Source organism: Streptococcus sp. HMSC076H09 (assembly GCF_001811765.1).
In the GTDB taxonomy this organism is placed as follows: domain Bacteria; phylum Bacillota; class Bacilli; order Lactobacillales; family Streptococcaceae; genus Streptococcus; species Streptococcus agalactiae.
The window spans coordinates 474,370-489,122 of record NZ_KV806614.1; the positions used below are offsets into that span (position 1 = coordinate 474,370).

The 14,753-nt window shown below is 35.7% G+C and carries 15 protein-coding genes; 3 read left to right on the forward strand and 12 right to left on the reverse strand.

All coding sequences use genetic code 11. From position 1 onward, the window contains the following. Nucleotides 1-40 precede the first annotated feature (40 nt). From recN to HMPREF2818_RS09360, 12 genes are all read right to left on the reverse strand, one after another. Nucleotides 41-1,699, reverse strand: coding sequence for a DNA repair protein RecN (gene recN / locus HMPREF2818_RS09305; RefSeq protein WP_070508736.1), 1,659 nt, complete (start codon nt 1,697-1,699; stop codon nt 41-43). A gap of 11 nt (nt 1,700-1,710) precedes the next feature. Further along, nucleotides 1,711-2,184 carry an arginine repressor gene (locus HMPREF2818_RS09310; protein ID WP_000747940.1) on the reverse strand — a complete coding sequence of 158 codons (474 nt, stop codon included), beginning with the start codon at nt 2,182-2,184 and terminating at the stop codon, nt 1,711-1,713. Beyond that, complete coding sequence (locus HMPREF2818_RS09315; RefSeq protein ID WP_001041040.1) at nt 2,171-2,998, reverse strand: TlyA family rRNA (cytidine-2'-O)-methyltransferase; 828 nt, start codon at nt 2,996-2,998, stop codon at nt 2,171-2,173. Before HMPREF2818_RS09315 ends, HMPREF2818_RS09310 begins: the two co-directional genes overlap by 14 nt. Continuing rightward, nucleotides 2,991-3,863, reverse strand: a complete 873-nt coding sequence (locus HMPREF2818_RS09320) for a polyprenyl synthetase family protein (protein ID WP_000256279.1) — start codon at nt 3,861-3,863, stop codon at nt 2,991-2,993. The genes HMPREF2818_RS09315 and HMPREF2818_RS09320 overlap by 8 nt, the downstream gene beginning before the upstream one ends. Further along, complete coding sequence (locus HMPREF2818_RS09325; protein WP_001280900.1) at nt 3,863-4,078, reverse strand: exodeoxyribonuclease VII small subunit; 216 nt, start codon at nt 4,076-4,078, stop codon at nt 3,863-3,865. Before HMPREF2818_RS09325 ends, HMPREF2818_RS09320 begins: the two co-directional genes overlap by 1 nt. Beyond that, the gene (gene xseA, locus HMPREF2818_RS09330) at nt 4,056-5,396 is read right to left on the reverse strand and encodes an exodeoxyribonuclease VII large subunit (protein ID WP_001286947.1); all 1,341 of its coding nucleotides are present in this window, start codon (nt 5,394-5,396) and stop codon (nt 4,056-4,058) included. The genes HMPREF2818_RS09325 and xseA overlap by 23 nt, the downstream gene beginning before the upstream one ends. A 125-nt stretch (nt 5,397-5,521) precedes the next feature. Beyond that, nucleotides 5,522-6,358: an NAD(P)H-hydrate dehydratase gene (locus tag HMPREF2818_RS09335; protein ID WP_000634978.1), complete on the reverse strand. Its 837-nt coding sequence runs from the start codon at nt 6,356-6,358 to the stop codon at nt 5,522-5,524. Continuing rightward, a complete protein-coding gene (locus HMPREF2818_RS09340) occupies nt 6,355-7,209 on the reverse strand; it encodes a bifunctional methylenetetrahydrofolate dehydrogenase/methenyltetrahydrofolate cyclohydrolase (RefSeq protein ID WP_000137498.1) in 855 nt (284 codons plus the stop codon). Before HMPREF2818_RS09340 ends, HMPREF2818_RS09335 begins: the two co-directional genes overlap by 4 nt. Nucleotides 7,210-7,347: 138 nt before the next feature. Continuing rightward, a complete protein-coding gene (locus HMPREF2818_RS09345) occupies nt 7,348-9,042 on the reverse strand; it encodes a phospho-sugar mutase (protein WP_001106854.1) in 1,695 nt (564 codons plus the stop codon). Between the two features lie 286 nt (nt 9,043-9,328). Next, nucleotides 9,329-10,063: an amino acid ABC transporter ATP-binding protein gene (locus HMPREF2818_RS09350; RefSeq protein ID WP_000230128.1), complete on the reverse strand. Its 735-nt coding sequence runs from the start codon at nt 10,061-10,063 to the stop codon at nt 9,329-9,331. Continuing rightward, nucleotides 10,056-10,748 carry an amino acid ABC transporter permease gene (locus tag HMPREF2818_RS09355; protein ID WP_001011647.1) on the reverse strand — a complete coding sequence of 231 codons (693 nt, stop codon included), beginning with the start codon at nt 10,746-10,748 and terminating at the stop codon, nt 10,056-10,058. The genes HMPREF2818_RS09350 and HMPREF2818_RS09355 overlap by 8 nt, the downstream gene beginning before the upstream one ends. A gap of 140 nt (nt 10,749-10,888) precedes the next feature. Further along, nucleotides 10,889-11,119: a DUF1797 family protein gene (locus HMPREF2818_RS09360; protein WP_000443582.1), complete on the reverse strand. Its 231-nt coding sequence runs from the start codon at nt 11,117-11,119 to the stop codon at nt 10,889-10,891. A 297-nt stretch (nt 11,120-11,416) separates the two neighbouring features. On the opposite strand from HMPREF2818_RS09360, the gene HMPREF2818_RS09365 reads away from it, so the two are divergent. The 3 genes from HMPREF2818_RS09365 to HMPREF2818_RS09375 all read left to right on the forward strand — a co-directional run bounded on the left by HMPREF2818_RS09365 (nt 11,417) and on the right by HMPREF2818_RS09375 (nt 14,685). Continuing rightward, nucleotides 11,417-13,678 (forward strand): ATP-dependent Clp protease ATP-binding subunit, encoded by a 2,262-nt coding sequence (locus tag HMPREF2818_RS09365; RefSeq protein WP_000882546.1) that lies wholly within the window; start codon nt 11,417-11,419, stop codon nt 13,676-13,678. Between the two features lie 185 nt (nt 13,679-13,863). After that, nucleotides 13,864-14,319 (forward strand): NUDIX hydrolase, encoded by a 456-nt coding sequence (locus HMPREF2818_RS09370; protein WP_000184290.1) that lies wholly within the window; start codon nt 13,864-13,866, stop codon nt 14,317-14,319. Nucleotides 14,320-14,382: 63 nt separating this feature from the next. Further along, nucleotides 14,383-14,685, forward strand: a complete 303-nt coding sequence (locus HMPREF2818_RS09375) for a DUF1827 family protein (RefSeq protein WP_001237035.1) — start codon at nt 14,383-14,385, stop codon at nt 14,683-14,685. Nucleotides 14,686-14,753: the final 68 nt, after the last annotated feature.

Consider the following 14,753-nt stretch of genomic DNA (forward strand, 5'->3'; position numbering starts at 1 on the left):
TTCTCCTAACAATGTTAGCTTTTTAAAGACGTTACCAAAGTTAACTACCAAGTAATTCTTTAGCTTGAGTACGTGCAGTGTCTGTTACATTGTTTCCTGCCAACATTTTAGCGATTTCTTCTACACGTTCTTCATAGCTTAAAAGCCTTACCGTTGAAACTGTTGAAGAGTCACTGGAAATTTTTTCAATAAAATATTGGTAATCCGCTATTGCAATAACCTGAGCTAAATGAGAAATTGCTAAAACTTGTCCATGACTACCAATCTTGTGAATTTTTTGAGCGATAGCCTGGGCCACGCGACCAGAAACTCCTGTATCCACCTCATCAAATACAATGGAAGTTTTATCTTCCTTACGTGAAAAAGCAGATTTAATAGCTAACATCAATCGAGATAACTCTCCTCCTGAAGCCACTTTTACCAATGGCTTAAAGCCCTCTCCGGGATTCGTTGAAATATAAAATTCAACGATTTCGTTCCCTTCTTTATTAAATTTTCCTTTTGTAAATTGAACTTGGAAACCAGCTTTCTCCATATAAAGCTCTGTTAATTCTTGTTTGATTTCATTTTCCAATTGTTTAGCTAGCTTATGGCGCTCTAAACTTAATTGATTTGCTGATTCAATCAAATCGTGTTCTAAAATCTTTAATTCTTTTTCTAAAGCATCTGAGGACTCTTCACTACCTGTCAATAGACTATATTCTTTAGTAATGTTATCAAAATAGTCTAAAACATCATTCACATCACCGCCATATTTTCGCGTTATTGTGTTAATAACATCTAGTCTATTTTCAATTTCTTGTAGTAAACCAGCGTCAAAATCTAAATCATCGATAACGTCACCTAAACGTTTAGTAACTTCTTCAATAACGTAGTAAGCTTCTGAAAGATTGGTGGAAAGATCTTTATATTCTCGATCAAATTCTTCTAAAGCCATAAGGTCATTCATTGCAGAACGAACATTCGATAAACTTGAAAACTCTTCGTTATCTAACATAAGATATGCATTTGTCAAAGTATCTGCAATATTCTTATGATTCATTAATTTATCACGTTGCTTGAGTAGCGTTTGGTCTTCATCTGATTTAAGGGCTACAGACTCAATTTCTGCTATTTGAAATTCTAGCATTTCAATACGTGATTTATTCTCTTGTTCATTTTTTTGCTTATCCAATACGCGTTTACGAAGCTGACGATAAGCATCAAAAAGACTTTGATAACGTTCTTTTATGACATTAAATTCTGTATTACCAAATTCATCTAACATCAGAATGTGCATGTTAGGTTTCATTAGTTCCTCTTGGTCATGCTGACCATGAATGTCTACCAAATAATGCCCCACAGCTTTTAGTGTTGACAAATTCACCATTTGCCCATTAATTCGACTAACGCTGCGCCCATTTTGAAAGATTTCTCGGCGAATAATTAATTCATCTGCTAATTCAATGCCATTTTCTTCCAATAATTGGACTAATGATTGATTTTTTTCAACAGAGAAAAATCCTTCAATTTCTGCTTTGTTAGCACCATGGCGAATCACTTCAACGCTAGCACGGGATCCTAACATCATATTCATAGCATCAATAATGATAGATTTCCCTGCACCAGTCTCACCAGTTAAAACAGTCATTCCTGTTTCAAAATTAAGTGAAATTTCTTCGATAATAGCGAAATTCTTAATAGAAATTTCTAAAAGCATAAGGTCCTCTACTAATCTTTTTTCTCCAACATTGCAATCATTGATTGACGAATGTGATCAGCATCTGCTTCTGATTTTGCAATCAAAAGGAGACTATTATCGTCAGCTGTCAAACTAAAAATATGTTCTTGACAATGTGACATTATGAAGGTTTTAATTAATTGACTGTTACCTGGTATGACATTAATATTGATAAATTGCTCTAAACCTAGTAGCTTATCTGATATTGATAAAATACTTGTTTTAATAGGCTTTGCCACAGCAGTTGTAAAGATAGGATCGTTTTCATTTGACAAACCGTAAATATAGCGACCTTTTGCTGATGGCACTTTTATAATGCCAATTTCATTCATATCACGTGAAATAGTTGCTTGAGTTAGAGTTACCCCATAAGCTTCCAATCTGCGTAACAACTCATGTTGTGTTTCAACAGCATGGTTAAGAACAATTTGCTTAATTAAATTTAAACGTTCACTCTTCTTCATTTTTCTTAAATTCCTTATGTGCTTTTTCTATAACATCTTGTATTTGGTCAAGCACAAGATTTTGTGGATCTTGACACTTTTGCAAATGCATTAAAAACTCAATATTTCCATGTCCACCTTGAATGGGCGAAAAATCAAGATGTTTAACCGTATATCCATAATCTTTCGTGAAATTGGTCACTGTTGTCAAAACCTTTTCATGAACCAACTTGTCTTTGACAATACCATTTTTACCAATTTGCTCACGACCTGCTTCAAATTGTGGTTTAATTAATGCCACTACTTGTCCACCATCCACTAAAATTTCTTTTAGAGCTGGTAAAATCAAATTAAGAGAGATAAATGAGACATCTATCGATGCAAATTCAGGCAGTCCCTCCTTGAAATCTTCTTTTTGGGCATACCTAAAATTATATTGTTCCATAGAACGAACACGATGATCCTGACGTAACTTCCAAACTAATTGATTTGTTCCTACATCTACTGCGTAAACTAAACGCGCTCCTGATTGTAGCATAACATCAGTAAAACCACCCGTAGAGGCGCCAATATCTATAGTTAGCTTATCTGCAACTGAAATTTCAAAAACTTGTAAAGCTTTTTCTAATTTCAATCCACCTCTACTAACATATTTTAGTTTTTCACCTTTTAGTTTTAATTCAGTATCGTCTGCAACCTTTTCACCTGGTTTATCATAACGTTCTCCATTGATAACGTTAATCACCATTCCTGCCATAACACCACGTTTCGCTTGCTCTCGTGTATCAAAAAGTCCCTGTTTATAGGCAAGAACATCTACCCTCTCTTTAGCCATTCAACCGTAATCCCTCTATTATATCTATTATTTTTCTAGCATTAAAGTTAGCTTTTTTCTCTAGATTTTGAAAAATTGCCTGAGCTTTTTTCAAAGTATCATCAAGTATTTCCTGTGACTTATCCAAACCCAATAAATTTGGATAAGTTGTCTTTTCTGCTACAATGTCTTTATTTGGTGTCTTCCCCAATTCTTCAAAACTAGCAGTCACATCTAAAATATCATCACGTACTTGAAAAGCATGACCGATTAAAAGGCCAGCTTGATGCAGTTTTCCTTTTACTTCTTCCGACTTCTCAGCTAAAATACCTGCTGCAACAAAGGGATAAGCTAACAGGCGTCCCGTTTTATTAATATGAATCAAGCTTAAATCGTCAATAGATAAAACTTTGTTTTCTCCCTTCATATCTAACATTTGTCCACCAACCATGCCAAAACTACCCGCAGACATAGACAATAACTCTATTAACCTAACAGTAACATCAGCTTTAAAACCAGCTTTTACAACTAAATCAAATGGGTCTAAAAAAAGGGAATCTCCAGCTAAAACCGCTGTAGCTTCATCAAACTTTTTATGGTTTGTTAAGCGGCCACGACGAAAATCATCATTATCCATCGCCGGTAAATCATCATGGATTAAAGAGCCGGTGTGAATCATCTCCAAAGCAGCAGCCACATCATAATGACCATCTATTAGTTCAACTCCAAATCCCTCTAAAATTTCTAAAAGGATGCGTGGACGAATACGTTTCCCACCTCCATCAACTGAGTAGAGGATAGCCTTAATCAAATCAGGAGAAACGACACTATGTGTCTGTTTGTAATAACGATGAATAGCTTCATCAATTTTTTCAATAGTAACCATCAAGTATCCATTTCTACTTCCGTTCCGTCAGCTTGCATCACTTTTACAAGCGTCTCTTCAGCTTCTTTTAAAGTTCTTTGTAACTCTTTTGAAATAAGCATTCCTTTTTGAAATTCAGCAATGGCATCTTCTAAGGCAACATCACCTGTTTCTAAACGTGAGACAATTGTCTCTAATTCCTGTAAATTTTCTTCAAATGTTTTCTTGTCTGACATCCTTCACCTCAACTTCTAAAAGACCATCTTGCATCTTAACTTGCAAATGATCTCCTTCATTTATTCCATTAGTAGTAGATACTAAAGTATGGTTTTTTTCGATAATAGCGTAACCACGCGCTACAATTCTAGAACTATCCAATGATATAAGCGCATCTTGAGCCTTTTCAAAACGTGCTAGCTTGCTGTCATACTGACTAGTCATTGTACTTGATAATAGTCGTCTACTTTGCACAACACGCTCTTGGTAAATATGAATACGCTGTTTTAAATCTATGCCTTGCAGTTTTTGATGAAGCAAACCTTGCTTTTGTCTTACTGTTTGTAGTTTATCACGCATAGAATATGTTAACTGCTGATTTAGGTTATCTAATTTTTGAAGGAAACCATCATATAGACGCTCTGGTTGCCTAAAAATAACTGATTGCTTTGATTTTTGCAACCTCTCCTCTTTTGTCCTGATAAGACGAAGGCTAGACTGATACATTCTATTTTCACGTTCAGTAATCCAAGACAAGATATCAATTTTAGTAACCGGTGTAGCAAGCTCAGCTGCTGCAGTTGGAGTTGCTGCTCTGCGATCGGCTACAAAATCTGCTAAAGTTGTATCAGTTTCATGTCCGACACTAGAAATAACGGGAAGACGAGATTCAAAAATAGCTTCTACAACACATTCTTCATTAAATGCCCATAAGTCCTCAATAGAACCTCCCCCACGGCCAACAATTAATAGATCCAAATCCTTTTTCTCGTTAGCTAAAGCAATAGTTTGTGCTATCTCCTGAGCTGCGCCCTCTCCTTGAACTTTTGTGGGGAAAAGTAATATTTCCACTCCTGGGAATCGACGAGATACTGTTGTAATAATATCCCGAATAACAGCTCCACTTGGACTAGTCACAACTCCTATTTTTCTAACAAATTGAGGAATTAATTGCTTATGACGATCATCAAAGTAACCTGATTGAGAGAGTTTCTTCTTTAGTTGTTCAAATTGGATAGCAAGAGCTCCTATACCATCCGGTTCTGCTTTTTCAACAATAATAGAGTAGGAGCCGCTTGGTTCATAAAGTTGAACACGGCCAACTACATTAACCTTCATCCCTTCCTCTAATTCAAAACCCAGTTTTTTGAATTGACCTGACCACATTGTCGCCTGAATGACTGATTTATCATCTTTTAAAGAGAAGTATTGATGGTTTGGGCGACGACGAAAATTAGACACTTGCCCAGTTAAATAAACCCTCTCTAAATAAGGGTCTTTGTCAAATTTTAATTTTAAATACTTAGTCAGTGTCGACACGGATAAATAGTCTGACATAGCACCTCCTCATGAGAGTTTTATTAACTTCATTATACCAAAAAAACTTAAAAAATACCTATTTGCTCTACAAATAGCTCGATAAAGCAAAAGAAGTGTCATGCTAACACCTCTCTACTTATTTTTTATTTAGATAGTCTAGCCATTTCTTTTGGAATCTCATCACTAATCGTTGTCGGTAGAACAACGTAGGCTTCTTTAGATAATTCTTGAGCAATTGCCGAATGTAGATAAACTCCCACTGATACCTTATCTAGAGGAGAGGCTTCTTTAAATTGCGCTAACATACCTGCAATCATACCACACAAAGTATCCCCCATCCCTCCAGTCGCCTGGTAAGGACCTCCTACTATAATTTCTTTTTCGTCTAAATCTTGAAAAATACGCGTATGCGAACTCTTAGCGACTAAGATCGTTCCTTTGGGAAAAGACTTAAGAGCGGTTTGGGTATTTTCTTTTGTCTGTTGCGATACAGCAATACCTGACAATCGCTCCCATTCTTTTTGATGAGGTGTCAACACTAAATTTTTAGCCTTTGTTTGCGGAAACGCACCTTCTGATAACAGAGTCAAGGCTGATCCATCAATGATGACACTTTGATGTGATTGAATCTTCTCCATGGTCTGGTTCAAGATTTTTCGAGATGATTCTGATACTCCTAATCCAGGACCAATTACAATAACATCACTTTGAACAATTGATTTTTCCAACCATTTGTAATCATCACTATCAAACGCCATTACCTCTGGCAGTTGACTATGCAAAGAGGGGATATTGCAACTTTGGGTTGCTACAGTAACTAATCCTGCACCAGTTTTGACACAGGCCAAAGCTGCCATTATAATAGCACCTCCATAGGGATAAAAACCTCCTATCAGAAGAACACTACCATAATCACCTTTATGGCTTGATTTAGGGCGTGGCTTAATTAACGCCCTCGCTTCTTGTTCACCAACAATCATAGACTCACACTTCTAAGAGCTGCTTGATAAGTTTGTTCCAAAAGCATTGTAATCGTCATAGGTCCTACGCCCCCAGGAACAGGTGTTATCATACTAGCAACTTCTGCCACTTGTTCAAATACAACGTCTCCAATCAATTTACCATTTTCATCGCGATTCATACCAACATCAATCACCACAGCACCTTCTTTAACGAAGTCTTTTGTAACAAAGTGCCCCTGACCAATCGCAACAATAAGGATATCAGCCTCCTTTGTTACCTCAGAAAGGTTTCGAGTTCTTGAATGTGTCAAAGTAACTGTTGCGTTTTTATCAAGGAGAAGTTGTGCCATTGGCTTACCAACAATATTGGACCTTCCGATGATAACAGCATGTTTTCCCTCTAAATCCACATGGTACTCTCTAAACATCTCCATAATACCAGCTGGCGTACAAGGTACCATCATCGGTCGTCCTGACCAAAGATGACCCGTATTCATTGGGTGGAAACCATCAACATCTTTCTTAGGATCTATTGCTAAAATAATTTTTTTATCGTTAATATGTTGTGGTAACGGAAGTTGAACTAAAATACCATGGATACTTTTATCTTCATTGTATTGATGGATAATATCAATTAGTTCTTCTTGAGAAATGGATTCAGATAATCGTAAAGTCTCACTTTTAAAACCAGCTTCTAATGCAGAGCGTTCTTTATTTCGAACGTACACTTGGCTAGCTGGATTATCCCCAACAAGGATTACAGCTAAACCAGGTATGATACCATGCTGTTCCTTTAACCTTTCAACTTTTCGCCCTAACTCAGCCTGCATTTTTTGTGATAAGGCTTTACCATCTATTAATTCAGTCATTGATACTCCTTCTTCATCCGTTTTTTCTATATTATATCAAAAAATAGCGATTATGCTATTTTATATCGCTATTCATTTTGTATCAATTTTAATCAATAGAAAAGGCAATGAATCCCTCATCGCCTTTTTACATATGACTTATTTAGTACTATTCATTTTAGCACGACAAGCCGACTCAATTGCATTAAGTTTCGATAAACTATCTGCTTCTGTACAACCAATCGTATAAAGGTAACATTTTATCTTAGGTTCCGTCCCTGACGGCCTTAAAGCATACCATGAACCCTCATTAAAATAATATTTTAAACAATTTTGCTTTGGAAAATCCTTATAACCATCCTTGAAATCAATAGAATTCTCCAATCTCATCTCACCTACTTGTAATATTGGGTCCTGTCTAAAATCCTCCATAATACGACTAATACGTTCTTGCCCCTCAGCACCCTCTAACTCAAGAGAAAATTGGCGCTCGTTGTAATAGCCAAATTCATCGTAAATGGTTTGCAAAACGTCTAAAAGTGTTTGCCCTCGTTCTTTATAATAGGCAGTCATTTCTACTACCATCATTGAAGCACTCACAGCATCTTTATCACGTACAAAAGTGCCATAGCAAAAACCAATACTTTCTTCATAGCCAAAGAGATAAGTTTTATCCTTTGAGATATCATATTCATTAGCTTTTCCACAAATATTTTTAAATCCGGTTAAAGTTTCAACAGTTTCAATATTATATTTATCTGCAATAACTTTTGATAGATCACCAGTTACAATGGATTTTACCAATACAGGATGATGTGGCAAATTCCCTAAGGCACATCGTTGTGAAAAAATATAATAGGAAAGAAGTGCCCCTATCTTATTACCATTTAAGAAAATATATTCTCCCTTACTATCTTTGACTTCCAATGCTACTCGGTCACAATCTGGATCTGTGGCAAGTAAGATATCTGCATCAACTGACTTTCCTAGAGATTCTGAATAGGCAAATGCTTTAGGAACTTCAGGGTTTGGATAGCCAACCGTTGTAAAATCAGGATCGGGCATTTCCTGCTCAGGTACCACATAAACATTTTCAAAACCACGGCGTCTTAAAACTTCGCGCACAGGTAAATTTCCTACGCCATTTAAAGGAGTATAAACTACTCGGACTGACTTATCAATGTTAGTATCATTAATGGTTAAACCAAGCACTTCTTTTTTATATGCTTCTTCAATACTCTCATCAATATAACTTGCCAAACCACTTGCCAGAGCCTCTTCAAAGGGTATTTGCCTAATTTGCTGATAATCGGTTATAGCATCCATATGATTGGCAATTTGATCAGCAATATCATCTAAAATCTGAGATCCTTCTTTCCAATATGCCTTATAACCATTATAAGCTTGAGGATTATGACTAGCAGTAACCATCACACCCGAAACACATCCTAGAGCACGAATAGCATATGAGCACATTGGTGTTGGGCGAATCCCTTTATAAATATAAGACTTAATACCATTTGCTGCCATAATGGAACAAGTTAATTCTGCAAATTCCTTAGATTGATAACGGACATCATAACTAACTGCAATTCCACGTGCAATAGCTTCAGGGCCATGATCAATAATCGTATTAGCTAATGCTTGTGCTGCTTTCCCCACCATATAAGTATTCATACGATTGGTTCCTGCTCCAAGTTTACCTCTCAATCCCGCCGTTCCAAATTCTAATGTTTTGTAAAAACGATCCTGAATTTCAGATTCATCGCCTTTAATAGCTTCTAAATCTGACTTAATATCTTTACCGAGTGAGTCGTTTTCTAACCACTCTTGATAAATCTCTTTATAATTCATATGAGACATCCTATTCTAAGACCAAAATGGTAAAAATCAGCTCCATGATAAGAGATTTTAGTTCTTCAGGAGCTAACTGAATAGTATCAAATTAACCTTATAAAGTCAACTTATTTTATAAATTAACCAAACTTAATATATTTAAAACATCTAAATTTTTTTCATCATCTTATCACTCTTAATCTACATTATATATAGACTTACCAACTTCCAAACAATACAGTAACAATTTACTCATAACAATGGAATAATAAAAGTCTAAAACAAGTTGTTTTAGACAATGAAATTATAATACTTTACTTAAGAAATCTCTTGTGCGGATTTCTTTTGTCTGCTCAAATACTTCCTTAGGGGTCCCTTGCTCAACAATAATGCCTGCATCCATAAAAATGACACGATCCGCTACTTCACGTGCAAAACCCATTTCATGAGTGACAATAACCATCGTCATACCAGATTTAGCTAAATCTTGCATAACAGTCAAGACTTCACCTACCATTTCAGGATCAAGAGCTGAAGTAGGTTCATCAAAAAGAAGGACATCAGGATTCATTGCAAGACCTCTTGCAATAGCAATTCGTTGTTGTTGCCCTCCAGATAAGCTAGCTGGATAAGCATTAGCCTTCTCTTTGAGTCCAACTTTTTCAAGTAGCTCGTATGCTTTTGTCTGAGCATCAAGCTTAGAAAGTCCCTTTGTCTTAATAGGTGATAAAGTAATATTTTCTAGTACAGTCATATTGGGAAATAGATTGAACTGTTGAAAAACCATGCCCATTTTTTCGCGCATTTTAAAAATATCATTCTTTTTGTCTGTTATATCAATCCCTTCAAAAGTCACTGTTCCCTTTGTTGGTACTTCCAAGAGATTCATTGTTCTTAAAAATGTTGACTTACCAGAGCCAGAAGGGCCAATAATAACCACCACTTCTCCTTGATGAATATCCAAGTCAATGCCTTTTAAAACCTCATTTTTCCCAAAACTTTTATGAAGTCCTTGTATTGAAATAATTGGCTCAACCATCTATTTTTACCCCTTTCCCAAGATATTTCTCCATTTGTTTTAACAAAGCTGAGAGAATCGTTGTCAACATTAAATAGTAAAATGCTGCAAATAATAACGGTGCAACTGGTGAGTAAGTAGCCGTTACAACTGATTGTGCTCCGTTCCATAATTCCATGACACCAATAGTTTGAAGGAGAGCACTATCTTTAATAATTGTAATAAATTCATTCCCTAGAGCAGGTAAAATATTTTTAAAAGCTTGGGGTAAGATAACATAGCGAAGTGTATTTTTAGGTCGAATCCCCAACGAGTAAGCTGCTTCTATTTGTCCAGATGGTACAGCCTCAATCCCTGCACGTACAATTTCCGAAATATAGGCACCACTATTTAAGGAAATGATAATGATACCAGGTAAAAGTCGTGTAAAATCTAAATCTAAAACACCAAAGCTAATCGTTGGTAAATTGTTAAAATGCATCCATGCGAAAGCAATCATAATTTGAACTACCATCGGTGTCCCACGAAATACCCATACATAGAAATTAGCTAATATTGTGAGAAAATGTAAATTAGTACGCTTTACTAAAGCAATTAACACACCTATAATAGTTCCAAAAAAAACAACACATGTTGAAATCATAATGGTTACCATCACACCATAATTAAAATAGGACCAATATTGTGGTAAAAATGAAAAATTCATTGACATCTCCTAAAAAAGTAATTGCCAATAGTCTATCACACAAAGAATAAAAATACAAGTTTAAATAAATATTTTTGTTTTTATTCTATTTTACTGTATATTTAGATATAAAAAAAGACCTTCAAGGTCTTTTATAATTATCAGTATAATAAATCGTAAATTTCCATTGCGATAAGGTCAATGCTGTCAAATGAATATGATTCACGCGCTTCTACATCACGTAATGTGAAAACAGGACCGTTTTCAGGGTCATTACTAAAAGATACTTCTGCTACAACAACACCTTCACGTTCAAAATTACGTTTTAAATTACCACCATCAGTCGCCATTAATTCGAGGCGATTGATGATTCTCACTAAATGTGATTCCATCTTACTTACTCCTATATATTTTCTAGTCTTTTCTATTTTAACACAAAAGTGACCAAAGCAACATGAAAAGCAACATTTTTACTAACTTTTTAACGATTTTATTGTCTAAAATCCGCAAATAACGATTTTTCTCAGTAGTCATCTATTTTTCAATTTAGCACTCTAATATATTCAGTGCTAAAAACAGAACTTTTTTCTTGATTTCTAGGCTTTAGGTGCTATAATAAAAGCATAAAGTTTGACTATATTTGACTATATACACATCAATAGTTAAATGTCATAAGAAAGGGGTAGCCTATGCTCTGTCAAAACTGCAAACTTAACGAATCAACTATTCATTTGTATACAAATGTTAATGGAAAACAAAAGCAAGTTGATCTTTGTCAAAATTGCTACCAAATTATTAAAACTGACCCTAATAATCCACTTTTTTCAGGTTTAAATCATGTTTCACATGCGCCTGGTGGCATCAATCCTTTCTTTGATGATTTCTTTGGAGATTTAAATAATTTCAGAGCCTTTAATGGCCAAGATTTACCAAACACTCCTCCTACACAATCAGGAGGAAACCGAGGTGGAGGAAACGGTAATGGACGAAATAATAATCGCAACCAAACTGCAACTCCTCCTCAAGCCAAAGGGATTCTAGAAGAATTTGGTATCAATGTCACTGAAATAGCCCGCCATGGTGATATTGACCCTGTTATTGGACGTGACTCAGAAATTATTCGTGTTATCGAAATCCTTAATCGTCGTACAAAAAATAATCCTGTACTTATTGGTGAACCCGGCGTAGGGAAAACTGCTGTTGTTGAAGGACTTGCTCAGAAAATTGTTGATGGTAATGTGCCTCATAAACTTCAAGGCAAACAAGTTATTCGTTTGGATGTTGTGAGTCTAGTACAAGGAACGGGCATTCGTGGTCAATTTGAAGAACGCATGCAAAAGTTGATGGAAGAAATTCGTCAACGTCAAGATGTTATTCTATTCATAGATGAAATTCACGAAATAGTTGGAGCTGGTACAGCTGGCGAAGGTAGTATGGATGCAGGTAATATTTTAAAACCTGCCCTTGCACGTGGAGAATTACAACTAGTAGGTGCTACTACTCTCAATGAATATCGTATTATCGAAAAGGACGCTGCCTTAGAACGCCGCATGCAACCTGTAAAAGTCGATGAGCCTTCTGTTGAAGAAACCATTACTATTTTGAAAGGTATCCAAAAAAAATACGAAGATTATCATCACGTAAAATATAATAATGATGCCATAGAAGCAGCTGCAGTACTATCTAATCGTTATATCCAAGACCGCTTTTTACCTGATAAAGCAATAGACTTATTAGATGAAGCTGGTTCTAAAATGAACCTAACACTAAATTTTGTTGATCCAAAAGAAATTGATCAACGTCTCATTGAAGCAGAAAATTTAAAAGCGCAAGCGACTCGTGAAGAAGATTACGAACGTGCAGCTTACTTCCGTGACCAGATTGCAAAATATAAAGAAATGCAACAACAAAAGGTCGACGATCAAGATACACCTATTATTACCGAAAAAACAATTGAGCACATCATTGAAGAAAAAACGAATATCCCTGTTGGTGATTTAAAAGAAAAAGAACAATCTCAATTAATTAATCTCGCAGATGACTTGAAACAACATGTGATCGGCCAGGATGACGCTGTCGTTAAGATTGCAAAAGCTATTCGTCGTAATCGAGTTGGTCTTGGTATCCCAAACCGTCCTATTGGTTCCTTTTTATTTGTAGGACCAACCGGTGTTGGTAAAACTGAACTTTCTAAACAACTAGCAATTGAGCTCTTTGGTTCAGCTGATAGTATGATTCGTTTTGACATGTCAGAGTACATGGAAAAGCATGCCGTTGCTAAATTAGTCGGAGCGCCTCCAGGATACGTGGGATACGAGGAAGCTGGACAATTAACTGAAAAGGTTCGTCGAAATCCTTACTCGCTCATCCTTCTAGATGAAATTGAAAAAGCTCATCCTGATGTCATGCATATGTTCTTGCAGGTCCTTGATGACGGTCGATTAACAGATGGACAAGGAAGAACTGTTAGTTTTAAAGATACCATTATCATCATGACCTCAAATGCTGGTTCTGGTAAAACTGAAGCAAGCGTTGGCTTTGGTGCCTCACGAGAAGGTAGGACGAATTCCGTACTAGGTCAACTAGGTAACTTCTTCAGCCCTGAATTTATGAACCGCTTTGACGGTATTATTGAATTCAAGGCTTTAGACAAAGAGAATCTCCTCAATATCGTTGATATTATGTTATCTGACGTTAATGCACGTCTCGCCATCAATGGTATTCATCTAGATGTCACTGATAAAGTGAAAGAAAAATTGGTTGATTTAGGTTACGATCCAAAAATGGGAGCACGTCCATTACGTCGTACCATTCAAGAACATATTGAAGATGCTATCACAGATTACTATCTTGAGAATCCAAGCGAAAAAGAACTTCGTGCTATTATGACTAGCAATGGAAATATCATAATAAAATCTTCTAAAAAAACTGAAGAAAGTACAAAAGGTTGAGTAAGAAACTCAACCTTTTTTCACACTCTTCTCAAAAAATAATAGCCTCTATAAAGCTGTTTCTCTCCTACCTCGTCTTTAAATTTTAATACAATTATTAAGGAAATATTCCAAAAATTTTAGTATAATAAATAAAAAATAATTAAAGCTTTTAAAATCATAAAACACAATCAGGAGAGAGAACTATGACTAATCCTACTTTCGGTGAAAAAATAGATAATGTAGACTATAGGTCACGATTTGGTGTCTATGCTATTATTCCAAATCCAACTCATGATAAAATTATTTTAGTACAGGCACCTAATGGTGCTTGGTTTCTTCCAGGTGGGGAAATTGAAGAAAATGAAAATCACCTAGAAGCTTTAACTCGTGAGTTAATTGAAGAATTAGGTTATTCTGCAACAATTGGCCATTACTATGGTCAAGCTGATGAATATTTTTACTCTAGACACCGTGATACTTACTACTATAATCCCGCCTATATTTATGAAGTTACTGCCTATCATAAGGAGCAAGCGCCACTAGAAGATTTCAACCATCTAGCCTGGTTTCCTATCCAAGAAGCTAAAGAAAAGCTAAAACGAGGAAGCCATAGATGGGGTGTCCAAGCTTGGGAAAAAAATCACCATTCTAGGAAATAATTCATACCTTTCTTCCTAAATAGTGTTATAATAAACCTAATAAGAATCAGGGGGAAAATAGTTATGAGACTAATTAATACAACCAGTAGTCATCCTGAACTAGTTCGAAATCAACTCCAAAATACAGATGCAAAATTAGTGGAAGTCTATTCAGCTGGCAACACCGATGTCGTTTTTACAAAAGCACCTAAACATTATGAATTATTAATTTCAAACAAATATCGTGCTATCAAAGATGAAGAATTAGAAGCTATTCGTGAGTTCTTCTTAAAGCGTAAAATAGATCAATCTATTATTATTCAAGAGCAGATGAAATCACTCCATACTGCCAAGTTAATTGAAATTTCATATCCAACAACAGCATAATTAAAAGAAGCCTAATCAAGGCTTCTTTTTTGATGACTACTAAACAAATGTCTTACCAATCTCTTCCA